Genomic DNA, 23,977 nt, shown 5'->3' on the forward strand with positions numbered 1-23,977 from the left:
ATTCCCATGATGAAAGGTGGCATGGCCGGCCTGATGAAGCAGGCGCAGCAGATGCAGGAAAAAATGGCCAAGATGCAGGAAGAGCTGGCCAACGCTGAAGTCACCGGTAAAGCCGGTGGCGATATGGTCACTGTGGTCATGACCGGTCGTCATGACGTCAAGCGCGTGACCATCGACCCAAGCATGGTCGAAGGCCTGAGCGAAGACGATCGCGAGATGCTGGAGGCAGTGTTTGCCGCCGCCGTCAACGACGCCGTGCGCAAGATCGAAGCCAACAGCCAGGACAAAATGTCCGGCATGACCGCAGGCATGCAACTGCCGCCGGGCATGAAACTGCCATTCTGATTCGCCTTTGGGTGACAGATGAGCTACAAAAAATGCCAGGCATCGCGCCTGGCATTTTTGTTTGTGGCTGTTGGTACAGGCTGTCTGATGGCGTCGACTCGGTACAGCTGCTGAATCATCGAACCCACCACCGCCACAAAGGTCTGCTCCCTATATCACCCAACCCATTGATCAAAGGAGACGCTGACATGTCCGACCCCATGACCCTCAACCAACGCATCGTCCTGGTTTCACGTCCGGTCGGCGCGCCGACGCCGGAAAATTTCCGTCTGGAGCGGGTCGCACTGCCCGATCTTGCCGACGGTCAGGTGCTGCTCAAGACCCTCTATCTGTCGCTGGACCCGTACATGCGCGGGCGCATGAGCGATGCTCCGTCCTACGCCGCTCCGGTGGAAATCGGCGACGTGATGACCGGTGGCGCTGTCAGCCGTGTCGAGCGTTCGCTCAACCCCAGGTTTCAGGAAGGCGACCTGGTGGTAGGTGTCACAGGATGGCAAAGCCACAGCATCAACGACGGTCGCGGCATTATTCCGGTCCCTAAAGGTTTGCCGAGTCCATCCATGGCCTTGGGCGTACTGGGCATGCCGGGAATGACGGCCTATATGGGCTTGATGGATATCGGCCAGCCGGAATCCGGTGAAACCCTGGTGGTCGCGGCGGCCTCTGGCGCGGTGGGTTCGGTGGTCGGCCAAGTGGCGAAGATCAAGGGCCTGCGTGTGGTCGGCGTGGCGGGTGGTGCGGATAAATGTCGCTACGTGGTGGAAGAGTTGGGCTTCGATGCCTGCGTCGACCACAAGAGTGCGAGTTTCGCCGACGAACTGGCCCAGGCCTGCCCCAAAGGCATCGATATCTACTACGAAAACGTCGGCGGCAAAGTGTTCGACGCCGTGGTGCCGTTACTCAATCCCAAGGCGCGGATCCCGTTGTGCGGCCTGATTGCCTCGTACAACGCCAGCGAAGCGCCCAGCGGGCCGGATCGCTTGCCGCTGTTGCAGCGCACGCTGCTGACCAAGCGTGTACGGATTCAGGGTTTTATCGTGTTCGATGACTACGGTGATCGCCAGCCGGAATTCATCAGTGCGATGGCGCCGTGGGTGCGTGATGGCAAGGTGAAATTCCGTGAAGACGTGGTCGATGGCCTGGAGAACGCACCGCAAGCGTTCATCGGTCTGCTGGAAGGTCGTAACTTCGGCAAACTGGTGGTGCGCGTCGGGCAGAGCGAGTAATTGGCGACGTCATTTGACGCTAAACGGAGGCGCGGGTATAAACCGCGTCTCGTTGTTTTGTCGGACTTTTTCCTCATGAGCTTCAGCCCTTTGATTCGCCAACTGATCGACGCCCTGCGAATTTTGCCAGGCGTGGGTCAGAAAACCGCCCAGCGCATGGCGTTGCAGTTGCTCGAGCGTGATCGCAGCGGCGGCTCGCGCCTGGCGCTGGCCCTGAGCCAGGCCATGGAAGGGGTCGGTCACTGCCGTTTGTGCCGCACGCTGACCGAAGACGATCTGTGCCCGCAATGCGCCGATACCCGCCGCGATGACACGCTGCTGTGCGTCGTGGAAGGGCCGATGGATGTCTACGCTGTGGAGCAGACGGGTTTCCGTGGCCGCTACTTCGTACTCAAGGGGCATCTGTCGCCCCTTGATGGCCTGGGGCCGGAAGCCATCGGCATTCCGCAATTGATGGCGCGGATCGAAGAGGCGGGCAGCTTTACCGAAGTCATTCTTGCGACCAACCCAACGGTGGAAGGCGAGGCCACGGCTCACTACATCGCGCAGTTGCTCAGCAGCAAAGGCCTGATCGCCTCGCGTATCGCCCACGGCGTACCGTTGGGAGGCGAGCTGGAGTTGGTGGATGGCGGAACGCTGGCGCATTCGTTTGCAGGGCGTAAGCCGATCAGCTTGTAATTATGTGTCGTTTGAGTTGATGCCATCGCGGGCAAGCCTGCTCCCACAGGGATTGCGCTGAACCTGTAGGAGCCGGCGTGCTGGCGATGCTGGCACCTCGGTCCTCCAGATGCACACAATCCTGTTGAAAACCAAGCAAGCGCTCGGTTAACTTCGCTGAACCCTTCAGTGGAGTTCGCCGATGTCTGCCTTTCAGGAATACTTCGACCCCAGCCACCAAATGGTCCGCGACAGCGTCAGACGTTTCGTCGAGCGCGAGATTCTTCCGGACATCGACCAGTGGGAAGAAGCCGAAAGCTTTCCCCGTGAGCTCTACCTGAAGGCCGGCACGGCCGGGATTCTCGGCATCGGCTATCCGGAACGCTACGGTGGCAGCCACGAGGGTGATCTGTTCGCCAAGGTCGCTGCCAGCGAGGAGCTGATGCGCTGTGGCTCGGGCGGCCTCGTGGCAGGGCTCGGCTCGCTGGACATTGGCCTGCCGCCGTTACTGAAGTGGGCCAGGCCGGAGGTCCGTGACCGAGTGGTGCCGCAGGTACTGGCCGGGGAAAAGATCAGTGCCTTGGCCATCACTGAGCCCGGCGGCGGTTCCGACGTCGCCAACCTGCAAACCCGCGCCGTACGTGAGGGGGATGTTTACCGGGTCAGCGGCAGCAAAACCTTCATCACCAGCGGCGTCCGTGCCGATTACTACACCGTTGCCGTGCGCACCGGTGCGCCGGGTTTTGCCGGCATCAGCCTGATGCTGATCGAGAAGGGCACACCGGGTTTCACGGTGGGGCGGCAGCTGAAGAAAATGGGCTGGTGGGCGTCGGACACGGCTGAATTGTTCTTCGATGATTGCCGGATTCCTGTAGGTAACTTGATCGGCGCAGAGAATATGGGCTTCGCCTGCATCATGGGCAACTTCCAGAGCGAACGCCTGGCGTTGGCCCTGATGGCCAATATGACCGCGCAACTGGCGCTCGAGGAAAGCCTGAAATGGGCACGGGCGCGAGAGGCTTTTGGCAAACCGATCGGTAAATTCCAGGTGATCAAGCATCGCCTCGCCGAGATGGCTACGCAACTTGAGGTTTCACGGGAGTTCACTTATCGCCAGGCGGCAAAAATGGCGGCGGGGCAGAGCGTGATCAAGGAGATTTCCATGGCCAAGAACTTTGCCACCGACACGGCGGACCGAATCACTACCGATGCGGTGCAGATTCTGGGCGGGTTGGGGTATATGCGCGAAAGTCTGGTGGAACGGTTGTATCGGGATAACCGGATTCTGTCGATCGGCGGGGGGACGCGGGAAGTGATGAACGAGATTATCAGCAAGCAGATGGGGCTATGAGGCTTGCGGTGTAACGACTGACGCCATCGCTGGCAAGCCAGCTCCTACAGAGATCTGCGTCGTACACCCATCCAGTGCATGACAAAGAACCCTGTGGGAGCTGGCAAGCCAGCTCCTACAGAGATCTGCATCGCACACCCATCCAGTGCATGACAAAGAACCTTGTGGGAGCTGGCTTGCCAGCGATGGCGTCACTACAGGCGCTGAATTACTTATCGGTAAGGGCAAACTGCGTCAGGCAAAACGTCGGGATCCCCATATCTTGCAGGCGCTGCGAACCACCCAGCTCCGGCAAATCAATGATCGCCGCCGCTTCATGCACCCGCGCACCCATGCGCCGAATCAGATTCGCTGCAGCGATCAACGTACCGCCCGTGGCGATCAGGTCATCGAACATCACCACCGAATCGCCTTCGCACAAGCTGTCGGCGTGCACTTCGAGGAATGCTTCGCCGTATTCGGTCGCGTAACCCTCGGCCAACACGTCCGCTGGCAGTTTGCCTTGCTTGCGGAACAGCACCAGCGGCTTGTTTAACTGATAGGCCAGTACCGAACCGATCAGGAATCCACGGGCATCCATCGCGCCAATGTGAGTGAAGTCGGCCTCGACGTAACGGTGGGCGAAACGGTCCATTACCAGGCGCAGCGCCGTGGGCGACTGGAACAGCGGGGTGATGTCACGAAAGATCACGCCCGGCTTGGGAAAGTCGATCACAGGGCGGATGAGGGATTTGATGTCGAAGGAGTCGAAGACCATCGTCGGTTGTCCTGGCAGGGCTGCAAACGACGCAGTATAACGGCGGCTGAACCGTTTCGCTCAGCCGCAACGGCTTGTTTCAGCTTTCCAGTGAGCCGCCGGCCAGAGCACAGAGCTGGATCGGGTCGAGGATGCGGATTTCCTTGCCCTCGGCGGCGATCAGTTCGTTCTGCTGGAAGCGCGTGAACACCCGTGACACGGTTTCCACCGCCAGGCCCAGGTAGTTGCCGATTTCGTTGCGCGACATGCTCAGACGGAACTGGTTGGCCGAGAAACCCCGGGCGCGGAAACGTGCCGACAGATTAACCAGGAACGTGGCGATACGCTCGTCGGCGGTTTTTTTCGACAGCAACAGCATCATTTGTTGATCGTCGCGGATCTCGCGACTCATCACTCGCATCAACTGACGGCGCAGTTGCGGCAGTTGCAGGGCCAGTTCGTCGAGACGCTCGAAGGGGATTTCACACACCGAAGTGGTTTCCAGCGCCTGTGCCGACACCGGGTGTTTTTCGGTGTCCATGCCCGACAGGCCAACCAGTTCGCTCGGCAAGTGGAAACCGGTGAGCTGTTCTTCGCCGGCATCGCTGAGGTTGAAGGTCTTGAGCGCGCCGGAGCGAACCGCGTAGACCGAGTCGAACGTGTCGCCCTGGCGGAACAGGTACTCACCTTTTTTCAGTGGGCGCCCACGTTTGACGATTTCGTCCAATGCATCCATATCTTCCAGATTCAGCGAAAGCGGCAGGCACAGCGGGGCCAGGCTACAATCCTTGCAATGGGCCTGGTTATGAGCACGCATTTTTACTGGCTCGGACATTTCTTCAATCCTTGTGGGAAAACACACATAAGACGTAAGGGTAACCCACCCAAGGACATTGAGGCCAGTGCGTGGCGGTTTTGTCGCAGCGGTCAGATCACTCTGGAAAACCGCTGACGACCGTGTTGTTCCAGGTACGCATCGAACACCATGCACACCGAGCGCACCAGCAAGCGCCCGGCGGGCAATACGTTGATCCTGTCGCTGTCGAGCTCGATTAACCCGTCCTCGGCCATGGCTTGCAGTTGTGGCCAGAGCTCACCGAAATAACCCTGAAAATCGATGTTGAACGCTCGTTCGATCTCATCGAATTCCAGGCTGAAATGGCAGATCAGTTGTTGGATCACGGCGCGACGCAGGCGATCTTCGGCGTTGCACAGCAGGCCACGGCTGGTGGCCAGTTGCGCCGTGGCCAAGGTGTTCTGATAGTGATTGAGGTCGCTGCTGTTTTGGCAGTACAAGTCACCGATCTGACTGATCGCCGACACGCCCAGGCCAATCAAGTCGCAATGCCCATGGGTGGTGTAGCCCTGGAAATTACGCTGCAGAGTCGATTCTTCCTGGGCAATCGCCAGTTCATCGTCGGGCAGGGCGAAGTGGTCCATGCCGATATAGCGGTAACCGGCGGCGGTCAGTTGCTCGATGGTGCGCTGGAGCATTTCCAGTTTTTGCGCTGGCGTCGGAAGTTCGTCGCTGTTGATCCGCCGCTGCGGCATGAAGCGTTCCGGCAGGTGCGCATAGTTGAAGACCGAGAGCCGGTCCGGTTGCAGGCTGATGACTTCTTCGACCGTGCGGGCGAAGTTTTCCGGGGTTTGTTTCGGCAAACCGTAGATCAGGTCGATGTTGATCGAGCGAAACTGCAGGGTCCGCGCGGCGTCGATCACTGCACGGGTTTCCTCCAGGCTTTGCAGGCGATTGACCGCGCGCTGCACGGCGGGGTCGAGGTCTTGCAGGCCGATGCTGACCCGATTGAAACCCAGTTCGCGCAGCAGCCCCATGGTCGACCAATCGGCCTCGCGCGGATCGATTTCGATGCCGTAGTCGCCCGAATCGTCGTCGAGCAGGTTGAAATGTTTGCGCAGGTGCGCCATCAACTGACGCAGCTCGTCATGGCTGAGAAACGTTGGGGTGCCGCCACCGAAGTGCAGTTGCTCGACTTTTTGCGCGGGGTCGAGGTGACAGGCGATCAACGCGATTTCCTGTTCCAGGCGCTGCAAGTAAGGCAGGGCCCGGCCTCGATCCTTGGTGATGACCTTGTTGCAGGCGCAGTAGTAGCAAATGTTTGCGCAGAACGGTACGTGCACATACAGCGACAATGGGCGTAGCGCCTTGCGGCTGTCGCGCAGGGCATGGAACAGGTCGAACGTGCCGATCTGGCTGTTGAATTGCACGGCGGTCGGATAGGAAGTGTAGCGCGGTCCCGCCAGGTCATAACGGCGGATCAGATTGGTGTCCCAACGAATGGCGTCGAGCATCATGCGGGCGTTCCCCCGGATAGGCTGGCTGTGTCGGCCAGTCTAGGGGGCGGGGCGGCGGGGCATCTTGATTTGCGTCAAGGGTAAAAGGTGGTGGTGATCGGTTTTTGTGGCGACGGAGCAAGCGCCCTCGCCACAGTTCAGTGGCCCATCAACCAATGCTGATGTGGCCCTGGCAGCGTCCAGATTCCGAACAGCATCACCAGCATCCCGCCCGCCATGCGCACGCTGCGTTTACGCAGAACTGCGGTCACCCGCTCGGCGGCTAATCCCGTGGCGAGCAAAACCGGCCAGGTTCCCAACCCGAACGCCAGCATCAGCAGCGCACTGTCCAGCGCATTGCCCTGGCTGGCCGACCACAGCAAGGTGCTGTAAACCAGGCCGCAGGGCAACCAGCCCCAGAGCGCGCCCAGCAACAGCGCACGGGGCAGGCTCGACACCGGCAGCAGTTTGTTGGCAACCGGTTGGATATGCCGCCAGAGGCCGCGCCCGAGGCTTTCGATGCGCGTCAGGCCGCTCCACCAGCCAGCCAGGTACAAACCCATCGCAATCAGCAGCAGCCCGGCGAGCACGCGCATGAACATCGCCGCCGGACTGTTGGCCACCGCCCAGCCGGCCAGGCCGATCAACAGTCCTGCGGTGGCGTAGCTGAGAATTCGCCCAAGGTTGTAGGCCAGCAGCAGGCGAAAACGCCGACTGCGTTGTTCCTTGGGGATCGCCAGGGTCAACGCGCCCATCAGGCCGCCGCACATGCCCAGGCAATGACCGCCACCGAGCAGACCGAGAATCAGCGCAGACACCAGCAGTGGCGCCAATTCAAGCATGGGGCGGGGCCTTGTCGTCGGGTTTGGCCGAATGGCCGCTGGCTTCGTCGACGGCCGCGGTGTGGTTCGGGTCCTGGTCATCGAACAGGATGCTGTGGGCCGGGCCGTCGAGGTCGTCGTACTGACCGCTGTCGACCGCCCAGAAGAAAATGTAGACAGCGATGGCCACGATCAGCAGGGCGGCCGGGATCATCACGTAGAGAGCTGGCATCTGGACTCCATGCCCGCGCGGCTCAGGCCGGCAGCGGGCGGGTTTCTGGCGTGGCGTAAGCACTTTGCACACCCGGCAGGCGGGTGAGGCGGAGCGCATTGAGCACCACGGTCAACGAACTGATCGACATGCCGACGGCGGCCCACACCGGAGTGATCCAGCCGAGGGCAGCGAACGGCAACATGAGGCCATTGTACAACCCGGCCCACAACAGGTTCTCGATGATTACCCGACGGGTGCGCCGCGCCAGGCTGAACGCTTGCACCAAAGCATCGAGACGGTTGGACAGCAGCACCGCGTCGGCGCTGGTTTTCGCCAGGTCGGTGGCCGAGCCCATGGCGACGCTGATGTCTGCCGCTGCCAGCACCGGTACGTCGTTGACGCCGTCGCCGAGCATCAGCACTTTGCGTCCTTCTTTGTGCAACTGTTGCAGCACTTGCAGTTTGTCGTCCGGACGCAAGCCGCCCCGGGCTTCATCAATACCGAGTTCGGCAGCCACGCTGGCAACCATCGGCGAGCTGTCGCCGGACAGCAGCAAGGTATGCCAGCCGCGGGCCTTGCAGGCCTGGAGCAACGCGGTGGCATCAGCGCGCAGGCGGTCATCGAGGACAAACCAGGCCAACGGCCCGTGGCGGTTGCCGAGCAATAACCATTGGCCGGCTTCGTCTGGCATCACGGGCACATCAGCGCCGCTGAGCTCGCAGACAAAACCGGGGTGACCGATACGCAAGCGTTGATCGCCAACCACACCTTCCAGGCCAAGCCCCGGCGTGCTGTGTACTTCTTCAGCCGCCAACGGTGCGCGGCCAAAGGCACGGGCGATCGGGTGTTCGGAGCGGTTTTCCAGCGCGGCGGCCAACGCCAGGCACTCGTCGCTACCGAGGTCGCCGAGCGGGCGAATCAAGCGCAGCGCCAGACGCCCTTCGGTGAGCGTGCCAGTCTTGTCGAAAATCACCGTGTCAATCTGGTTCAAGCCTTCCAGAACATGGCCGCGCGTCAGCAGTAAGCCGAGTTTGTGCAGGGTGCCGGTCGCGGCGGTGAGGGCGGTTGGCGTGGCCAGGGACAGGGCGCAAGGGCAGGTCGCCACCAGCATTGCCAGCACAATCCAGAACGCCCGCGACGAATCCAGCTCCCACCACAGCAGGCCGATGGCGGCCGCAGCGATCAGCGACAGCAACAGGAACCACTGAGCGGCGCGGTCGGCAATTTCCGCCAGACGCGGTTTTTCCGCTTGGGCACGATCGAGCAGGCGCACGATGGCCGAGAGTCGGGTGTCCTGGCCGAGCGCCTGGACTTCGACGGTCAGCGCGCCTTCAACGTTGAGGGTGCCCGCAGTCACCGTATCGCCCGGGGTACGCGCCTGCGGCAGGTATTCGCCGGTCAATAGCGACTCGTCGATACTCGATTGGCCATCGAGGATCCTGCCATCCGCCGGGAGGACCGCGCCCGGGTGCACCAGCACTTGATCGCCCACCCGCAGTTCACTCAGCAGGATCCGCTCGCTCTGGCCGTCGGCGCTTAGCCGCAAACACGAGGCAGGCAGCAAATTGACCAGTTGCGCGGTGGCAGCGGCCGTGCGTTCGCGGGCGCGACGCTCAAGATAGCGTCCAGCCAGCAGGAACAGCGCAAACATGCCGACCGCGTCGAAATACAGTTCGCCGACGCCGGTGATCGAGGTCCAGATCCCGGCGATGTAGGCGCTGCCAATCGCCAGCGACACGGATACGTCCATGGTCAGATGGCGGGTGCGCAGGTCGCGCATGGCACCTTTGAAGAATGGCGCGCAGCTGTAGAAGACGATGGGGGTGGTGAGAAACAGCGCGACCCAGCGCAGGATCGTGTGCAGTTCGGGGCTGAGGTCGATGTTGAATTCAGGCCAGGTGGCCATGGTTGCCATCATCGCCTGAAACCACAGTAGCCCGGCGACGCCGAGTTGGCGCAGGGCCAGGCGATTCTCACTGGCCAGTTGCTCGCTGGCACGGTCGGCCTGATAAGGATGGGCGACGTAGCCGATGTGGCGCAGTTCGCTGAGTAGTTTGCTCAGCGGCAATTGTGCGTCGGCCCAGCGCACGTGCAGGCGATGATTGGACAGGTTCAGACGGGCTTCTTCCACGCCGGGCAATGTGCGCAGGTGTTTCTCGATCAGCCAGCCGCAGGCAGCGCAGCTGATGCCTTCGATCAGCAATGTGGTTTCGGCGAGTTCGCCTTCGTGGCGCACGAAGGGTCGCTGCACATCGGCACGGTCATACAACGCCAGTTCGTCCACCAATTGCACTGGCAAGGCTTCAGGGTTGGCCGAGGCTTCGCTGCGATGCTGGTAGTAGCTTTCCAGCCCGCCGGCGACGATCGCCTCGGCCACGGCCTGGCAACCCGGGCAGCAGAATTCGCGGGATTGCCCGAGCACAACGGCGGTGAAGCGGCTGCCAGGTGGGACGGGCAGGGCGCAGTGGTAGCAGGGGAGTGGAGTGGTCATTTCTGTAGCCATGAAAGCCTTTGTGGCGAGGGGGCTTGCTCCCGCTCGGCTGCGAAGCAGTCGTCGTGCTGCGGACTCGCTGTACCTGAAGGAACCGAGTTGCAGATTTCAGGGGGGCTTCGCCCCCCAGCGGGAGCAAGCTCCCTCGCCACATTCGATGGTTTGTTACTTTTTCAAGTCTTCCGCGCCCTGCAGGGGTTCATCACCGAGCAGCAGGTCCTTGTCATGGCTGACCAGTTCTTCTTCGAACATGCGCCAGATATGGTCGTCCTGAGTACCCAGTAATTCGACAAACCGGCGACCGTCGATCTTGTCGCTCAACTGGCCGATGTAGCGGCCCTGTTCTGTTTCGCTGCGGGTGAGGACGATCTTGCGGTCTTTTTCCGGCTGGGTTGGCGAGATCAGGTTCAGCTCAAGGGTCTTGGGCTGGCTGTTGCCGCTCAAGCGCAGGTCGACTTCGCCGGTCACGTCATCCAGGTGCACGCTGGCGCGCAACAGCAGGGTTTGCGCCAACAATTCGCGGTCGAGGGAGCGGTTGATGCCTTTGCCGGCTTCGTAATAGTTGTCGTTGACCAGGTTGTCCGGGTTGTTCACCGCGATGGTCACCATGGACAGGGTCAGGGTCACCGAGCAGGCCAGAATCCCGATGATGATCCACGGCCAAAGGTGCTTGTACCAGGGACTTGCGGCAGTTGCTGCGGGCATGATCACTTCTCTCAACGAATTTGTGGGCCGATGAATCGGCTCTTGGCTTCAACTTGAATACTGGCGTCATCGGCATCCTTGAGGATGAATTTCACCTCGTTGGTGCTCGATGGCAGGTGTTCCGGCGCCACGGACAACTCGGCCGGCTGGCTGATGATGTCGCCGGCCGCGACCTTGATTTCGCGTCGGCCTTGCAGCTTGAGATCCGGCAGGCCAGTGGCTTCCAGCACATAAGTGTGGTCGCGCTGATCCTTGTTCATGATCTTCAGGCTGTAGACGTTTTCGATCCGGCCTTCGGCGTTCTCGCGGTACAGCACACGGTCCTTGCTGACATCGAAACCTACCAGCGAGCGCATGAAGAACGCGGTCACCAGCAAACTGATCATCGCCAGCAGCACCACGGCATAGCCGATCAGGCGCGGACGCAGTTTATGGGTTTTCTGCCCGGACAGGTTGTGTTCGGTGGTGTAGCTGATCAAGCCGCGCGGGTATTCCATTTTGTCCATGATGGCGTCGCAGGCATCGATGCACGCGGCGCAACCGATGCATTCGATTTGCAGGCCGTCGCGGATGTCGATGCCGGTCGGGCAAACCTGGACGCACATGGTGCAGTCGATGCAGTCACCCAGGCCCTGGGCCTTGTAGTCGACACCTTTCTTGCGCGGACCACGGCCTTCGCCACGGCGCGGGTCGTAGGAAACGATCAGGGTGTCCTTGTCGAACATGACGCTCTGGAACCGCGCGTACGGGCACATGTAGATGCAGACTTGCTCACGCAGCCAGCCGGCGTTGCCGTAGGTGGCGAGGGTAAAGAAGCCGACCCAGAAGTACGACCAGCCATCGGCTTCGCCAGTGAAGAATTCGATCACCAGTTCGCGGATCGGCGAGAAGTAGCCGACGAAGGTCATGCCGGTCACAAAGCCAATCAGCAGCCACATCGTGTGTTTGCTGAATTTGCGCAGGAACTTGTTGGCGCTCATGGGCGCCTTGTCCAGTTTGATGCGTTGGTTGCGGTCGCCCTCAGTGACCTTTTCACACCACATGAAGATCCAGGTCCACACGCTTTGCGGGCAGGTATAGCCGCACCAGACCCGACCGGCATACACCGTGATAAAGAACAGGCCGAACGCGGCGATGATCAACATGCCGGACAGCAGGATGAAGTCCTGAGGCCAGAAGGTGGCGCCGAATATGAAGAATTTGCGTTCGGGCAGGTTCCACCAGACGGCCTGATGACCACCCCAGTTCAGCCAGACCGTGCCGAAATACAACAGAAATAGCGCGGCACCGCCCGCCATCCGCAGGTTGCGGAACAGGCCGGTGAACGCCCGGGTGTAGATCTTTTCTCGAGAGGCGTAGAGGTCAACGCTGTTGTTCGCGTTCTTGGTGGGTGGAGTGACGTCGTGTACCGGAATCTGGTTGCTCATCATTGCATCCCACGGCAGTGGAAAAATGCCTCGGTCAGTACGTGCCAAACGAGGTCAAAAGGGGCATTGCAGTGGCGCAATGATACGCCTGTCGCTCTAGCCCAAGGGTGCGACCTTTGGTCACGTTGGGAGAAATTAAACGATGGTGTAATGACTTGAATCAATTGACTTGTGAATTATGGACGCTTTTGTGAGGGGAACGCTCAATCGGCCCATGGGTTAATCAGCGGCACGCCACTGGCTTGAAAATCGTCGATGTTGCGAGTGACGACCGTCAAACCATGTACCAGTGCAGTGGCTGCAATCAATGCATCGGCTTCGTTGGCTCGATCCGGAACATGCAAGCCGGCACAGCGAAGGGCCACGGCAGCATCGATCGGCAGGATACGGGCATCGAACGCCGGAAGGACATGATGCTTGAGCCAGGTGCGCAACACTTTGCCTTGGGCGGGGTCGCGGCGCTCCATGCGCAGCACTCCCGTCTCCAGTTCCTTCAAGGTAATGGCTGAAATGAACATGCGTGGAGCGATGATGCTTTTGGCCCAGGCGACGACGTTCGCGTCTGCCTGGGGTTTGCGGAGCTCGGAAATCACGTTGGTGTCGAGCAGGTACATCAAGACAAATCCACAGGGCGATGAGTGATCACGGCGCGCTCGGTTTCGAACTCGATGTCTGCCGCTTCCGGCATGACCAGGAGCTCGACGATGTCGGCGTTGATGCCCGTGAGTTTTTGGTACTCCTCAATGCTTAGCAGCACATGGGCCGGTTTGCCTCGGTCGGTGATGAAAACCGGCCCCTGACGCGTGGCTTTTTTGGCACCACTTGTGTCCTGGTTGAATTCACGGCTGGAAATGGTGGTGATGGCCATCCTGTTGGGCCCTCCTGAAAACACATATGTAGCAACGTTACTACCTGTATCGGTATCTCGCAATATCGTGGTGAGCGCGCTCGACCAGCGGTTATTTCGAGCTGAACGGGGTTTTTAGGAAACATCCATTATCGAAGCTGTTTTTCCAAACCTTTGTTTTGGATTAATTCATATCGTAAGTTGTTGGTGTGAACGTGTTTGTTCTCATGGAATTTAAAACTGATAAATATGGATTTTTATGTTTCTTGATAAAAGAATTAAGGTGGCTGTGTGTGCCTTGTTATGGGTTGTTACTTGTAGTGCCTATTCGGCGCAAGATGATTATTTTCCGCGGTATTTGATTTTTACTTCGGATCCACAGTACCCGTGGACGGAAAGCTCAGACCATGGCTGGGAGGAGTCTACCTCGGAGAAAGAACGGCGTTCGCAATGGCTGATTGAAACCCAGTACTCAGACGTGGCCAATTTCAGAAGAAACTTCAGTCCTGTAGCCGCAGCGATTCCCGTCATGATAAATGGCGACATGACCGCTTTCGGGCATGGTAACCAGCGCTCCACGGTTAAGGCCTTGTTGGAGAAGAAACTGGGAAGGGATTACGATTATGGCTTGGGTAATCATGACTACGAAAATAATGTGAATGACTGCCAGTTTCCCGAAAATAACTGTGCGGCTGGAAGCATTCTTGATTTAAAGGAACGCTACTGGGGGAAAGTAGCAAGTTTTGATCTTGCCGCGCGGGAAGAGGGTGGGAGCAAAGTGCTTTACGGCAGTCTTGCTTACTCCAGGGTAATGGGTGACATCCATCTGACTCAGTTAAACAATGAACCTACTTACTCCGTCAGTTTCTCTTCCGGTTTTCCATTGAACAGGGTCAGGTATGAAATTACTGACGCGCTGGATTGGCTGGAACGCGATCTGCAGCGTGCACGCAGTGCGGGCAGAATAATCATTCTAAATATGCACAAGCCCGATCGATGGAAGGGGAGTGAACAACAGATAGCGCGTTTCAAAGCGATGATTGAGCGCTACAACGTCACCGCGGTGTTCGCCGGGCATTTGCACAATGATCCTGGCAGGTATTTCGGCTGGAACCGTGAGGACTACTTTGGCGACGTACCCGTGTTTCTCAGTGGCGGTGCGTCCAACCAGACTTATCTGATTGTCGATGTTGCGCCGGATCGCCAGTCGTTGAAGGTGCATCAGGTCAACGGCAACAATTGGCCGAGCCGTAAAGAAATCGCCATCATCCCTGTTCGGTAACGCGCGTTTGCCACACAAAAAAAGACCCCGTCGAATGACGGGGTCTTTTTTTTGCATCAAGCATTTGCCTTACTGGGCGTCCGCCGCCGGAGCTTTCTCACTGTGAGAGAGACTGTAGACGTAAGCGGCCAGCAGGTGAACCTTGTCGTTGCCCTGCATTTGCTCTTGCGCAGGCATCTGGCCCTGACGGCCGTAGCGGATGGTCTGCTGCAGTTGAGCGAAGCTCGAACCGTAGATGAATGCGCCCGGGTGAGTCAGGTTCGGTGCGCCCATGGCCGGCGTGCCTTTGCCTTCCGGACCGTGGCAAACCGCGCAGTTGGCGGCGAACAGCTTCTGCCCGGCAACCGGGTCTGCCTTGGCGCCTTCCGGCAGCTTGCGGCCGTCGAGGCTGGTCAGGACAAACGCCGCCACGTCGGCCACGCCTTGCTCGCCAATCACTTCAGCCCACGCTGGCATGACCGCGTGACGGCCACCCATGATGCTGGTCTTGATGGTTTCCGGCTCACCGCCCCAGCGCCAGTCGGCGTCGGTCAGGTTAGGGAAGCCATAAGCGCCCTTGGCGTCGGAACCGTGGCAAACCGAGCAGTTGGAGGCAAACAGACGGCCACCCATCTTCAGGGCTTGCGGGTCCTTGGCCACTTCTTCGATTGGCATGGAAGCGAACTTGGCGAAGATCGGGCCGAACTTGGCATCCGACTTGGCCATTTCCTTTTCCCACTCGTGAACGCCGGTCCAGCCGGTCTGGCCGTTGGCGAACGCGGTCTGCTTCTCGTTATCCAGGTAGTTGTAACCTGGCAGCAGGCCTTTCCAGTTGCCCAGGCCCGGGTACAGCACCAGGTAGCCCAAGGCGAAAATGATGGTGCCCACGAACAGCATGAACCACCATTTAGGCAGCGGGTTGTCGTACTCCTCGATACCGTCGAAGGAGTGCCCGACCGTCTCTTCGGTAGGCTCGGTGCGCTGGCCCTTGCGGGTCGACAGCAACAGCCAGGTCAGGGAAAAGATCGTACCGAGACTGAGGACTGTGACGTACAGACTCCAGAATGTAGTCATTCTTTGTTACTCCTAGAAGCTTGCTCGACGTGCTTGATGGCTTCGGGATCATCCGCAAAAGGCAGCAAGGTCGCGTCTTCGAACTCCGACTTGCGCTTGGGGCTGAATACCCACAACGCCAGACCGATGAAGGCCACCATCACAACGACGGTGCCCAGGCCACGAATCATCCCGATATCCATTTAGATCACCGTTTGCTTTTGATGATGGTGCCCAGGCCTTGCAGATAGGCCACCAGCGCGTCCATTTCGGTTTTGCCCTTCACAGCATCCTTGGCGCCGGCGATGTCTTCGTCGGTGTAAGGGACGCCGAGCGTGCGCAAGACTTCCATTTTCTTGGCGGTGTCTTTGCCGTCGAGCTTGTTTTCCACGAGGAACGGGTAGGCCGGCATTTTCGACTCAGGCACTACGTTGCGCGGGTTGTACAAGTGCGCACGCTGCCAGTCATCGGAGTAACGACCGCCGACACGGGCCAGGTCCGGACCGGTACGCTTGGAACCCCACAGGAACGGGTGGTCCCAGACGCTTTCACCGGCAACCGAGTAGTGGCCGTAACGTTCGGTTTCAGCACGGAACGGGCGGATCATCTGCGAGTGGCAGCCGACACAACCGTTGGCGATGTAAACGTCCCGGCCTTCCAGTTCAAGGGCGGTGCGTGGCTTCATGCCCTCGACCGGCTTGTTGGTGACATCCTGGAAAAACAGCGGAACGATCTGGGTCAGGCCGCCAACACTGACGGCGATAACCATGAAGAAGGCCAGCAGGCCAATATTCTTCTCGACTGCTTCATGCTTCATCAGTGAGCTCCAACTACAGCAATCTGTTCGGCGGCTTCAGCTTCGGCCGGGTTCGAGGCGCGTACGGTACGGAATACGTTGTAGGCCATGAACAGCATGCCGGTGGCGAAGAACGCACCGCCCAATGCACGAACGATGAAGCCAGGGTGGCTGGCTTGCAGCGCTTCTACGAACGAGTAGGTGAGGGTGCCGTCATCGTTGATTGCACGCCACATCAGACCCTGGGTGATGCCGTTGACCCACATCGAAGCGATGTACAGAACGGTACCGATGGTTGCGAGCCAGAAATGCGTGTTGATCAGGGCGGTGCTGTGCATCTGCGCACGACCGAACAGTTTCGGGATCATGTGGTAGATCGCGCCGATCGAGATCATCGCTACCCAACCCAAGGCACCGGCGTGTACGTGGCCGATGGTCCAGTCGGTGTAGTGCGACAGCGAGTTCACCGTCTTGATCGCCATCATCGGACCTTCGAAGGTCGACATGCCGTAGAACGCCAGGGAAACGACCAGGAATCGCAGGATCGGGTCGGTGCGCAGCTTATGCCAGGCGCCCGACAGGGTCATCATGCCGTTGATCATGCCGCCCCAGCTCGGAGCCAGCAGGATGATCGACATCGCCATGCCCAGGGACTGAGCCCAGTCCGGCAGAGCGGTGTAGTGCAGGTGGTGCGGACCGGCCCAGATGTACAGGGTGATCAGCGCCCAGAAGTGCACGATCGACAGGCGATAGGAGTAGATCGGACGTTCGGCCTGTTTCGGCACGAAGTAGTACATCATCCCCAGGAAACCGGTGGTCAGGAAGAAGCCCACGGCGTTGTGGCCGTACCACCACTGGATCATCGCGTCGGTCGCACCCGAGTAAGCCGAGTACGACTTGAACAGGCTGACCGGCAGCGACATGTGGTTGACGATGTGCAGCATCGCGGTCACGACAATGAACGCGCCGTAGAACCAGTTACCCACATAGATGTGCTTGGTCTTGCGCTTGACGATGGTGCCGAAGAACACCAGACCGTAGGTGACCCAGACGATGGCCAGCAGAATAGCCAGGGGCCATTCCAGCTCAGCGTATTCCTTGGTGGTGGTGTAACCCAGCGGCAAGGTAACGATGGCGCCGACAATCACCGCTTGCCATCCCCAGAAGGTGAAGGCCGCGAGGCTGTCGGAAATCAGTCGCGTTTGGCAGGTTCGCTGCACGACGTAATAAGAAGTGGCAAACAGTGCACATCCACCGAAGGCGAAAATCACCAGGTTTGTGTGCAACGGGCGCAAGCGTCCAAAGCTCGTCCACGGCAGACCGAAGTTCAACTCCGGCCAAACCAGTTGCGAGGCGATGAAGACACCGAGCCCCATGCCAAGGATCCCCCAGACCACCGTCATGATGGCGAACTGGCGGACTACCTTATAGTTATAAGCAGTCGGACTGATTGCTGTGCTCATTCTAAGGTTCCACGGTTTGGGTGTTTTATTAGGATTGAAAATCGGCCGCAAGTATGGAGAAAGCAGGGGGTCATTGCAACGCGCCATGACCTGGGTCAATGCATTTCAAATGCTGATTCTGCGGCCTTTCCATGCGCCGCGTAAGGGCAAAATTACCCATGGACAAATCGTCCCGGCGCAGAGATCAGGCGAGGGGGTCAGGTCGGGTGTAACGGGGTGTGTTCAAACGCAACGATTGGGTGACCGCAGGCAATTGGCGCGACAGCCGGTATCTACCAGCCTTTGCGGCCTGTCAGTCAGCCGAATCGTCGAACACGTCGTTTCAGGGTCGACCTGGAACCGGCACTGGCCAGTCCGCATCGGGGGAAGCTTAGACCCGAATCCGGGGATCCGAAAGGAAGACTGAAGGAGGGTGCGACAATGGGTCGCAAAGAAGAAGGGAACTGCCGCATTGCGAAGAATGCGGCAGCAGAGCGGTCGAGGTTTATTCGCGGTTGTCTTCAGCCTGTAAGCGCTCGGTATTCAAACCGTGGGACAGGCTGTACACATAAGCGGCCAACAGCTGCACTTTATCGTTGCCCAGCAGTTCATTTTGCGCCGGCATATGGCCCTGGCGACCATGACGAATGGTCTGTTCAAGTTGGGTCAGGCTGGTGCCGTAGATGAAGCCGGCCGGGTGCGTCAGATTCGGCGCGCCCATGGCTTCGGTGCCCTGGCCGTTTGCCCCGTGACAGGCTACGCAAGTGGTGCTGAACGCCTGTTGTCCGGCTTGCAAATCGGCCTTGCTGTCGGCGGGCAATGGCAGACCGGCCAGTTCATGGCGTACATAGGCTGCGACGTTTTTCACGCCGGCCTCGCCCAATATTTCACCCCAGGCCGGCATGGCCGCCATGCGACCGCCCATGATGGTGTTCTTGATGGTGTCGGCGTTGCCGCCCCAGCGCCAGTCGCTGTCTGCCAGGTTGGGGAAACCGAACGCACCCTTGGCATCCGAGCCGTGGCACACCGAGCAGTTTGAAGCGAACAAGCGACCACCCATTTTCAGTGCTTGCGGATCCTTGGCGACTTCTTCCACCGGCATCGCCGCGAATTTGGCGAAGATCGGCCCGAACTTCGCGTCGGCCTTGTCCATCTCCTTTTCCCACTCGTGCACGCCGGTCCAGCCATTTTCGTAACCGGGCAGGATGCCTTTCCAGTTGCCCAGGCCCGGATAAAGAATCAGGTACCCGACGGCAAACACCAGCGTGCCGGCGAATAGCATGAACCACCATTGCGGCAACGGATTGTCATACTCCTCGATGCCGTCGAAGCTGTGGCCCATGGTCTGGTCGACACTGCCCTTGGTTTCGCCCTTGCGGGTGCCGATCAATAGCCAGGTCAGGCCGATCAGGCTGCCGATGGTCAGTACGCAGATCCACGTACTCCAGAAGGTGGTCATGACCGGGTACTCCTTGTGACAGGTGCTTCAGTGATGTCGGATTGCGGCTCATCGGCGAATGGCAGCAGGCGCGCTTCGGCGAACTCCGGGCTGCGCTTGGCGCTGAACACCCACAGGGTCAGGCCGACGAAGGCCACGAACACCACGACCGTGCCGAGGCCGCGGATCATTCCAGTACTCATTTCAATGACCATGGCTCACCTCTTGCTCTTGATCGCAGTGCCGAGCACTTGCAGGTAGGCGACCAGTGCGTCCATTTCGCTCTTGCCCTTGAGCGACGCGACGGCCCCACTGATGTCTTCGTCGGTGTACGGCACGCCGAGGGTGCGCAGGGTCTTGAGCTTGGTTTCGGTGTGGCTGCTGTCCAGCGCATTGGCCACCAGCCACGGGTAGGCGGGCATCTTCGATTCCGGTACGACGTTGCGCGGGTTGTACAAGTGCGCGCGGTGCCAGTCATCCGAGTAACGCGCGCCAACCCTTGCCAGGTCCGGCCCGGTGCGTTTCGAACCCCAGAGGAACGGGTGGTCCCAGACGCTCTCACCGGCCACCGAGTAGTGGCCGTAGCGCTCGGTCTCGGCGCGAAACGGGCGGATCATCTGCGAGTGGCAGCCGACGCAGCCTTCGCGGATGTAGATGTCGCGACCTTCCAGTTGCAGCGCGGTGTAGGGCTTCATGCCTTCCACCGGTTTATTGGTCACGTCCTGGAAGAACAGCGGGACGATCTGGGTCAGGCCGCCGATGCTCACGGCGAGCACCATCAACAGCATCAGCAGGCCGACGTTTTTCTCGATTGTTTCGTGTTTCATGGCGGACTCCTCAGGCCATCTGCGCGGCAGCGGCGACGTCGGCAGGCTGCGAGGCCCGCACGGTGCGCCAGGTGTTGTAAGCCATCAGCAACATGCCGCTGAGGAAAATCGCGCCGCCCACCAGCCGCACGACGAAGCCCGGGTGGCTGGCCACCAGGGTTTCGACGAAGGAGTAAGTCAGCGTGCCGTCCTCGTTCACTGCACGCCACATCAGGCCCTGGGCGATGCCGTTGACCCACATCGAAGCGATGTACAAAACGGTGCCGATGGTGGCGAGCCAGAAATGTGCGTTGATCAGGCCGATGCTGTGCATCTGATCGCGTCCGAAGACTTTCGGGATCATGTGGTACAGCGCGCCGATGGAAATCATCGCCACCCAGCCGAGCGCGCCGGCGTGTACGTGGCCGATGGTCCAGTCGGTGTAGTGGGAGAGGGCGTTGACGGTCTTGATCGCCATCATCGGGCCTTCGAAGGTCGACATGCCGTAGAACGCCAGCGACACCACGAGGAAGCGCAGGATCGGGTCGCTGCGCAACTTATGCCAGGCGCCCGACAACGTCATCATGCCGTTGATCATCCCGCCCCAACTCGGCGCCAGCAGCACCAGCGACATCACCATGCCCAGCGACTGCGCCCAGTCCGGCAGTGCGGTGTAGTGCAGGTGGTGCGGACCGGCCCAGATGTACAACGTGATCAGCGCCCAGAAGTGCACGATCGACAGGCGATAGGAATACACCGGGCGTTCGGCCTGTTTTGGCACGAAGTAATACATCATGCCGAGGAACCCGGCGGTGAGGAAAAAGCCCACGGCGTTGTGCCCATACCACCATTGCACCATGGCGTCGGTGGCGCCGGCATACAGCGAGTAGGACTTGGTGAAGCTGACGGGCAGTTCCATGTTGTTGACGATGTGTAGGATGGCGACGGTGATGATGAACCCGCCAAAGAACCAGTTCCCCACATAGATGTGCCTGGTCTTGCGCTTCATCACCGTGCCGAAGAACACGATGGCGTAGGCAACCCAGACGATGGTGATCAGGATGTCGATCGGCCATTCCAGCTCGGCGTATTCCTTGGAGCTGGTGTAGCCCAGCGGCAAGCTGATAGCTGCCAGGAGAATGACAAGCTGCCAGCCCCAGAAGCAGAACGCGGCGATTTTCGGCGCGAACAGCTGTGTCTGGCAGGTGCGTTGTACCGAGTAGAAAGAACTGGCGAACAAGGCACAGCCGCCAAACGCGAAGATCACCGCGTTGGTGTGCAGCGGGCGCAAGCGGCCGAAACTGGTCCACGGCAAATTGAAGTTGAGTTCGGGCCAGACCAACTGGGCGGCGAGAAAAACCCCGAGCCCCATGCCGACGATGCCCCACACCACCGTCATAATGGCGAATTGGCGGACCACCTTGTAGTTGTAGGCGGTACTGATAGAAGTGTTCATGGTTCCCCATCCACGGTTCAGCCGAAATGGGCGCAGCGCAAGGCAGCGTCCCCTTCGCCTGGAGTTATAGGCAGACTAAAAGCGAGGCAAGCATGAACAATGGGCACAAGGCCGGTATTGACGGGGATCAATGGGCGCAGTGTGTGCGGGAACACGGATGGTTGTGGGATACCGGCCCTGGCACGGCTTCGGCGACGTTGGTGTTGGCCCACGGTGCCGGTGCACCCATGGACAGCAGCTGGATGAACGACATGGCCGCACGCCTCGCGGCGCAAGGCGTCAACGTGCTGCGCTTCGAGTTTCCGTACATGGCGCAACGACGAATCGACGGCGGCAAGCGTCCACCCAACCCGGCGCCAAAACTGCTGGAATGCTGGCGCGAGGTGTATGCCGAAGTGCGACGCCATGTCACTGGGCCTTTGGCCATTGGCGGCAAGTCCATGGGCGGGCGGATGGCAAGTTTGTTGGCGGATGAGCTGGGGGCGGATGCGCTTGTGTGCCTGGGGTATCCGTTCTATGCGGTGGGGAAACCGGAGAAGCCGCGGGTTGAGCATCTGGCTTCGTTGAAAACCCGTACCTTGATTGTGCAAGGCGAGCGGGATGCATTGGGCAATCGCGAGGCGGTCGAGGCTTATGCGTTGTCACCGAGTACTGAAGTGTTCTGGCTGGTGGCGGGGGATCATGATTTGAAACCGTTGAAGGCTTCGGGGTTCACGCATGAACAGCATTTGGCGGCTGCGGCGAGCAAGGTGGCTGCGTTTCTTCAGTGATATTTGCGGTGAACATCATGGCCCCCATCGCTGACAAGCCAGCTCCCACGGGGACGGTGATCCTTTGTGGAGCTGGCTTGCCAGCGATGGGGGCCTATCAGGCGACATCATTATCAGATCGGCAATAAAAAACCCGGAAGCTTGCACTGTCCGGGTTTTTGTCATTCCAGCATCAATCAGCGGTTAAACCGCTCCACCAACGAATACTGGGTATTTGCCGTCTTGGTCAGCTCTTCACTCAACAACGCCGAGTTCTGTGCCTGTTCCGAGGTCTGGTCAGCCAGGTGCGAGATGTTGCTGATGTTGCGGCTGATTTCTTCGGCCACAGCGCTTTGCTCTTCGGTGGCGGCGGCGATCTGGGTGGTCATGTCGGTGATGTTGGCCACCGCTTCGCTGATCCCCACCAGCGCCTGATCCGCTTCCAGTACTCGCGCCACACCTTCTTCGGCCTGACGGTGCCCGGCTTCCATGGTTTGTACGGCCGTGCCTGCGGTTTGCTGCAGCTTGGCGATCAGGGCGTGAATCTGCCCGGTGGATTCGCTGGTGCGTTGCGCCAGTTGACGGACTTCGTCGGCCACTACCGCAAAACCACGCCCCATTTCACCGGCACGGGCCGCTTCGATGGCGGCGTTGAGCGCCAGCAGATTGGTCTGGTCGGCGATGCCCTTGATCACGTCGACCACACCACCGATTTCGTCGCTGTCCTTGGCCAGTTGAGTCACGGTCAGGCCGGTTTCCCCAACCACTACCGACAGTCGCTGAATCGCTTCGCGAGTTTCCCCGGCGATGTCGCGACCGCGACCGGTCAGGCGATTGGCTTCCTGGGTGGCATCGGCAGTGCGCTGCACGTGGCTGGCGACTTCCTGCGTGGTGGCGGCCATTTGATTGACGGCGGTCGCCACTTGCTCGGTTTCGACGCGCTGACGTTCCAGGCCGGTAGAGCTGTTGTGCGCCAGTGCATCGGACTGCCTGGCTTGTTCGGTCAGGTGTTCGGCCGTGTCCTGCAAACGGGTCAGACAGGTTTTCAGGCGGGCTTCCTGACTGAGGATCGACATTTCCAGACGCGCCTGGGCGCCGCGGCTGTCGGTGTACATCTGCGCGATCAACGGGTCGGATGTGGTCTGCTCGGCCAGGCGCAGCAGGCGCTTGATGCCACGCTGTTGCCAGCTCAGGCCCATCAGGCCCAGCGGTACCGAGAGGGCGGCGGCGAGGGCGAAACCCCACTGCGAAGTCAGGGTGGCGCCGATCATGAAGCTCAACTGGCTGACCAGAATGAACGGCAGCCAGTCTTGAAGAACCGGCAACCATTTATCCGAGGAAGGGATGGCCGACTTGCCCTGGTTGATGCGTTGGTAAAGCGCTTCGGCGCGGTGGATCTGTTCGGCGGTGGGCTTGACCCGCACCGACTCGTAACCGATCACCTGATTGCCTTCGAAGATCGGTGTCACGTAGGCGTTAACCCAATAGTGATCACCGCTCTTGCAGCGATTCTTGACAATACCCATCCATGGCAAGCCTTGTTTCAGTGTGCCCCACATATGCGCGAACACCGCGGCCGGAACGTCGGGGTGACGCACCAGGTTGTGCGGCGCACGGATCAGTTCTTCACGAGAAAACCCGCTGATCTCGACGAAGTCGTCGTTGCAGTAGGTGATCATGCCCTTGGCGTCGGTGGTGGAAATCAACCGTTGCTGGGCCGGGAAGGTCCGTTCGCGTTGTGTAATTGGCTGGTTGTTACGCATGGCTTTTTAATCCGCAAGGCTATCAAGTGCTGTATCGGCACCCTTGGCCAATGGTTGAGATTATTTTTCGATAATCAGAGGCGCGTCGCAAAAATGCCCCT

Annotated in this window: 25 protein-coding genes; 6 read left to right on the forward strand and 19 right to left on the reverse strand. The window is 59.7% G+C overall.

Annotated features, from left to right (window positions below; all coding sequences use genetic code 11):
* Nucleotides 1-6: 6 nt before the first annotated feature.
* The 4 genes from M5G20_RS00430 to M5G20_RS00445 all read left to right on the forward strand — a co-directional run bounded on the left by M5G20_RS00430 (nucleotide 7) and on the right by M5G20_RS00445 (nucleotide 3,579).
* Complete coding sequence (locus tag M5G20_RS00430) at nucleotides 7-345, forward strand: YbaB/EbfC family nucleoid-associated protein (protein ID WP_056856987.1); 339 nt, start codon at nucleotides 7-9, stop codon at nucleotides 343-345.
* 188 nt (nucleotides 346-533) lie between these two features.
* Entirely contained in the window at nucleotides 534-1,571 is a 1,038-nt protein-coding gene (locus M5G20_RS00435; protein ID WP_273917423.1) for an NADP-dependent oxidoreductase, read from the forward strand.
* A 75-nt stretch (nucleotides 1,572-1,646) separates the two neighbouring features.
* A complete protein-coding gene (recR, locus tag M5G20_RS00440) occupies nucleotides 1,647-2,249 on the forward strand; it encodes a recombination mediator RecR (protein ID WP_150701074.1) in 603 nt (200 codons plus the stop codon).
* 181 nt (nucleotides 2,250-2,430) lie between these two features.
* Nucleotides 2,431-3,579, forward strand: a complete 1,149-nt coding sequence (locus M5G20_RS00445) for an acyl-CoA dehydrogenase family protein (protein WP_273917424.1) — start codon at nucleotides 2,431-2,433, stop codon at nucleotides 3,577-3,579.
* A 208-nt stretch (nucleotides 3,580-3,787) separates the two neighbouring features.
* Here the strand turns inward: M5G20_RS00445 and M5G20_RS00450 are convergent, their stop codons facing one another.
* From M5G20_RS00450 to M5G20_RS00495, 10 genes are all read right to left on the reverse strand, one after another.
* Entirely contained in the window at nucleotides 3,788-4,336 is a 549-nt protein-coding gene (locus M5G20_RS00450; RefSeq protein ID WP_273917425.1) for an adenine phosphoribosyltransferase, read from the reverse strand.
* Nucleotides 4,337-4,415: 79 nt separating this feature from the next.
* Complete coding sequence (gene fnr, locus M5G20_RS00455) at nucleotides 4,416-5,150, reverse strand: fumarate/nitrate reduction transcriptional regulator Fnr (protein ID WP_150733259.1); 735 nt, start codon at nucleotides 5,148-5,150, stop codon at nucleotides 4,416-4,418.
* 92 nt (nucleotides 5,151-5,242) lie between these two features.
* A complete protein-coding gene (hemN, locus tag M5G20_RS00460) occupies nucleotides 5,243-6,625 on the reverse strand; it encodes an oxygen-independent coproporphyrinogen III oxidase (protein ID WP_273918055.1) in 1,383 nt (460 codons plus the stop codon).
* 140 nt (nucleotides 6,626-6,765) lie between these two features.
* Nucleotides 6,766-7,449, reverse strand: a complete 684-nt coding sequence (locus M5G20_RS00465) for a sulfite exporter TauE/SafE family protein (RefSeq protein ID WP_150733260.1) — start codon at nucleotides 7,447-7,449, stop codon at nucleotides 6,766-6,768.
* Nucleotides 7,442-7,660 (reverse strand): cbb3-type cytochrome oxidase assembly protein CcoS, encoded by a 219-nt coding sequence (ccoS, locus tag M5G20_RS00470; protein WP_217872923.1) that lies wholly within the window; start codon nucleotides 7,658-7,660, stop codon nucleotides 7,442-7,444. Before ccoS ends, M5G20_RS00465 begins: the two co-directional genes overlap by 8 nt.
* Nucleotides 7,661-7,682: 22 nt before the next feature.
* On the reverse strand, nucleotides 7,683-10,133 hold the full coding sequence (locus M5G20_RS00475; protein ID WP_273917426.1) for a heavy metal translocating P-type ATPase: 2,451 nt from the start codon (nucleotides 10,131-10,133) through the stop codon (nucleotides 7,683-7,685).
* Nucleotides 10,134-10,298: 165 nt separating this feature from the next.
* A complete protein-coding gene (locus M5G20_RS00480) occupies nucleotides 10,299-10,838 on the reverse strand; it encodes a FixH family protein (RefSeq protein WP_273917427.1) in 540 nt (179 codons plus the stop codon).
* Between the two features lie 11 nt (nucleotides 10,839-10,849).
* Nucleotides 10,850-12,265, reverse strand: coding sequence for a cytochrome c oxidase accessory protein CcoG (ccoG, locus tag M5G20_RS00485; protein WP_273917428.1), 1,416 nt, complete (start codon nucleotides 12,263-12,265; stop codon nucleotides 10,850-10,852).
* Nucleotides 12,266-12,468: 203 nt separating this feature from the next.
* Complete coding sequence (locus M5G20_RS00490) at nucleotides 12,469-12,879, reverse strand: type II toxin-antitoxin system VapC family toxin (RefSeq protein ID WP_273917429.1); 411 nt, start codon at nucleotides 12,877-12,879, stop codon at nucleotides 12,469-12,471.
* Nucleotides 12,879-13,133 (reverse strand): type II toxin-antitoxin system Phd/YefM family antitoxin, encoded by a 255-nt coding sequence (locus tag M5G20_RS00495; protein ID WP_075946118.1) that lies wholly within the window; start codon nucleotides 13,131-13,133, stop codon nucleotides 12,879-12,881. The genes M5G20_RS00490 and M5G20_RS00495 overlap by 1 nt, the downstream gene beginning before the upstream one ends.
* Nucleotides 13,134-13,371: 238 nt before the next feature.
* Here M5G20_RS00495 and M5G20_RS00500 point away from each other — a divergent pair, with 238 nt between their 5' ends.
* On the forward strand, nucleotides 13,372-14,394 hold the full coding sequence (locus tag M5G20_RS00500) for a metallophosphoesterase family protein (protein ID WP_273917430.1): 1,023 nt from the start codon (nucleotides 13,372-13,374) through the stop codon (nucleotides 14,392-14,394).
* Between the two features lie 69 nt (nucleotides 14,395-14,463).
* On the opposite strand, the gene ccoP (M5G20_RS00505) is transcribed toward M5G20_RS00500, so the two are convergent.
* The 8 genes from ccoP (M5G20_RS00505) to ccoN (M5G20_RS00540) form a co-directional block, all read right to left on the reverse strand.
* The gene (ccoP, locus tag M5G20_RS00505) at nucleotides 14,464-15,447 is read right to left on the reverse strand and encodes a cytochrome-c oxidase, cbb3-type subunit III (RefSeq protein ID WP_273917431.1); all 984 of its coding nucleotides are present in this window, start codon (nucleotides 15,445-15,447) and stop codon (nucleotides 14,464-14,466) included.
* Nucleotides 15,444-15,629 (reverse strand): CcoQ/FixQ family Cbb3-type cytochrome c oxidase assembly chaperone, encoded by a 186-nt coding sequence (locus M5G20_RS00510; RefSeq protein WP_003175465.1) that lies wholly within the window; start codon nucleotides 15,627-15,629, stop codon nucleotides 15,444-15,446. Before M5G20_RS00510 ends, ccoP (M5G20_RS00505) begins: the two co-directional genes overlap by 4 nt.
* 5 nt (nucleotides 15,630-15,634) lie before the next feature.
* Nucleotides 15,635-16,243, reverse strand: a complete 609-nt coding sequence (gene ccoO, locus M5G20_RS00515; protein ID WP_007905434.1) for a cytochrome-c oxidase, cbb3-type subunit II — start codon at nucleotides 16,241-16,243, stop codon at nucleotides 15,635-15,637.
* Nucleotides 16,243-17,685 carry a cytochrome-c oxidase, cbb3-type subunit I gene (gene ccoN, locus M5G20_RS00520; protein WP_273917432.1) on the reverse strand — a complete coding sequence of 481 codons (1,443 nt, stop codon included), beginning with the start codon at nucleotides 17,683-17,685 and terminating at the stop codon, nucleotides 16,243-16,245. Before ccoN (M5G20_RS00520) ends, ccoO (M5G20_RS00515) begins: the two co-directional genes overlap by 1 nt.
* Before the next feature lie 484 nt (nucleotides 17,686-18,169).
* Nucleotides 18,170-19,123: a cytochrome-c oxidase, cbb3-type subunit III gene (ccoP, locus tag M5G20_RS00525; protein ID WP_273917433.1), complete on the reverse strand. Its 954-nt coding sequence runs from the start codon at nucleotides 19,121-19,123 to the stop codon at nucleotides 18,170-18,172.
* Entirely contained in the window at nucleotides 19,120-19,317 is a 198-nt protein-coding gene (locus tag M5G20_RS00530) for a cbb3-type cytochrome oxidase subunit 3 (protein WP_150733269.1), read from the reverse strand. Before M5G20_RS00530 ends, ccoP (M5G20_RS00525) begins: the two co-directional genes overlap by 4 nt.
* A gap of 3 nt (nucleotides 19,318-19,320) precedes the next feature.
* Nucleotides 19,321-19,929 (reverse strand): cytochrome-c oxidase, cbb3-type subunit II, encoded by a 609-nt coding sequence (gene ccoO, locus M5G20_RS00535; protein WP_273917434.1) that lies wholly within the window; start codon nucleotides 19,927-19,929, stop codon nucleotides 19,321-19,323.
* A gap of 10 nt (nucleotides 19,930-19,939) precedes the next feature.
* Complete coding sequence (gene ccoN, locus M5G20_RS00540) at nucleotides 19,940-21,364, reverse strand: cytochrome-c oxidase, cbb3-type subunit I (RefSeq protein ID WP_273917435.1); 1,425 nt, start codon at nucleotides 21,362-21,364, stop codon at nucleotides 19,940-19,942.
* Between the two features lie 92 nt (nucleotides 21,365-21,456).
* Here ccoN (M5G20_RS00540) and M5G20_RS00545 point away from each other — a divergent pair, with 92 nt between their 5' ends.
* Complete coding sequence (locus tag M5G20_RS00545; protein WP_273917436.1) at nucleotides 21,457-22,134, forward strand: alpha/beta fold hydrolase; 678 nt, start codon at nucleotides 21,457-21,459, stop codon at nucleotides 22,132-22,134.
* A 176-nt stretch (nucleotides 22,135-22,310) separates the two neighbouring features.
* Here the strand turns inward: M5G20_RS00545 and M5G20_RS00550 are convergent, their stop codons facing one another.
* Nucleotides 22,311-23,876 (reverse strand): methyl-accepting chemotaxis protein, encoded by a 1,566-nt coding sequence (locus M5G20_RS00550; protein WP_273917437.1) that lies wholly within the window; start codon nucleotides 23,874-23,876, stop codon nucleotides 22,311-22,313.
* Nucleotides 23,877-23,977 lie beyond the last annotated feature (101 nt).

The organism is Pseudomonas sp. TNT2022 ID1044 (assembly GCF_028656895.1).
GTDB lineage: Bacteria > Pseudomonadota > Gammaproteobacteria > Pseudomonadales > Pseudomonadaceae > Aquipseudomonas > Aquipseudomonas reinekei.

What these genes read in the sequence shown, in the direction of transcription:
- M5G20_RS00430 (WP_056856987.1), top strand. Translation starts at nt 7, where the DNA reads ATGATGAAAGGTGGCATGGCCGGCCTGATGAAGCAGGCGCAGCAGATG.
- M5G20_RS00435 (WP_273917423.1), top strand. Translation starts at nt 534, where the DNA reads ATGTCCGACCCCATGACCCTCAACCAACGCATCGTCCTGGTTTCACGT.
- recR (WP_150701074.1), top strand. Translation starts at nt 1,647, where the DNA reads ATGAGCTTCAGCCCTTTGATTCGCCAACTGATCGACGCCCTGCGAATT.
- M5G20_RS00445 (WP_273917424.1), top strand. Translation starts at nt 2,431, where the DNA reads ATGTCTGCCTTTCAGGAATACTTCGACCCCAGCCACCAAATGGTCCGC.
- M5G20_RS00450 (WP_273917425.1), bottom strand. Translation starts at nt 4,336, where the DNA reads ATGGTCTTCGACTCCTTCGACATCAAATCCCTCATCCGCCCTGTGATC.
- fnr (WP_150733259.1), bottom strand. Translation starts at nt 5,150, where the DNA reads ATGTCCGAGCCAGTAAAAATGCGTGCTCATAACCAGGCCCATTGCAAG.
- hemN (WP_273918055.1), bottom strand. Translation starts at nt 6,625, where the DNA reads ATGCTCGACGCCATTCGTTGGGACACCAATCTGATCCGCCGTTATGAC.
- M5G20_RS00465 (WP_150733260.1), bottom strand. Translation starts at nt 7,449, where the DNA reads ATGCTTGAATTGGCGCCACTGCTGGTGTCTGCGCTGATTCTCGGTCTG.
- ccoS (WP_217872923.1), bottom strand. Translation starts at nt 7,660, where the DNA reads ATGCCAGCTCTCTACGTGATGATCCCGGCCGCCCTGCTGATCGTGGCC.
- M5G20_RS00475 (WP_273917426.1), bottom strand. Translation starts at nt 10,133, where the DNA reads ATGACCACTCCACTCCCCTGCTACCACTGCGCCCTGCCCGTCCCACCT.
- M5G20_RS00480 (WP_273917427.1), bottom strand. Translation starts at nt 10,838, where the DNA reads ATGCCCGCAGCAACTGCCGCAAGTCCCTGGTACAAGCACCTTTGGCCG.
- ccoG (WP_273917428.1), bottom strand. Translation starts at nt 12,265, where the DNA reads ATGAGCAACCAGATTCCGGTACACGACGTCACTCCACCCACCAAGAAC.
- M5G20_RS00490 (WP_273917429.1), bottom strand. Translation starts at nt 12,879, where the DNA reads ATGTACCTGCTCGACACCAACGTGATTTCCGAGCTCCGCAAACCCCAG.
- M5G20_RS00495 (WP_075946118.1), bottom strand. Translation starts at nt 13,133, where the DNA reads ATGGCCATCACCACCATTTCCAGCCGTGAATTCAACCAGGACACAAGT.
- M5G20_RS00500 (WP_273917430.1), top strand. Translation starts at nt 13,372, where the DNA reads ATGTTTCTTGATAAAAGAATTAAGGTGGCTGTGTGTGCCTTGTTATGG.
- ccoP (WP_273917431.1), bottom strand. Translation starts at nt 15,447, where the DNA reads ATGACTACATTCTGGAGTCTGTACGTCACAGTCCTCAGTCTCGGTACG.
- M5G20_RS00510 (WP_003175465.1), bottom strand. Translation starts at nt 15,629, where the DNA reads ATGGATATCGGGATGATTCGTGGCCTGGGCACCGTCGTTGTGATGGTG.
- ccoO (WP_007905434.1), bottom strand. Translation starts at nt 16,243, where the DNA reads ATGAAGCATGAAGCAGTCGAGAAGAATATTGGCCTGCTGGCCTTCTTC.
- ccoN (WP_273917432.1), bottom strand. Translation starts at nt 17,685, where the DNA reads ATGAGCACAGCAATCAGTCCGACTGCTTATAACTATAAGGTAGTCCGC.
- ccoP (WP_273917433.1), bottom strand. Translation starts at nt 19,123, where the DNA reads ATGACCACCTTCTGGAGTACGTGGATCTGCGTACTGACCATCGGCAGC.
- M5G20_RS00530 (WP_150733269.1), bottom strand. Translation starts at nt 19,317, where the DNA reads ATGGTCATTGAAATGAGTACTGGAATGATCCGCGGCCTCGGCACGGTC.
- ccoO (WP_273917434.1), bottom strand. Translation starts at nt 19,929, where the DNA reads ATGAAACACGAAACAATCGAGAAAAACGTCGGCCTGCTGATGCTGTTG.
- ccoN (WP_273917435.1), bottom strand. Translation starts at nt 21,364, where the DNA reads ATGAACACTTCTATCAGTACCGCCTACAACTACAAGGTGGTCCGCCAA.
- M5G20_RS00545 (WP_273917436.1), top strand. Translation starts at nt 21,457, where the DNA reads ATGAACAATGGGCACAAGGCCGGTATTGACGGGGATCAATGGGCGCAG.
- M5G20_RS00550 (WP_273917437.1), bottom strand. Translation starts at nt 23,876, where the DNA reads ATGCGTAACAACCAGCCAATTACACAACGCGAACGGACCTTCCCGGCC.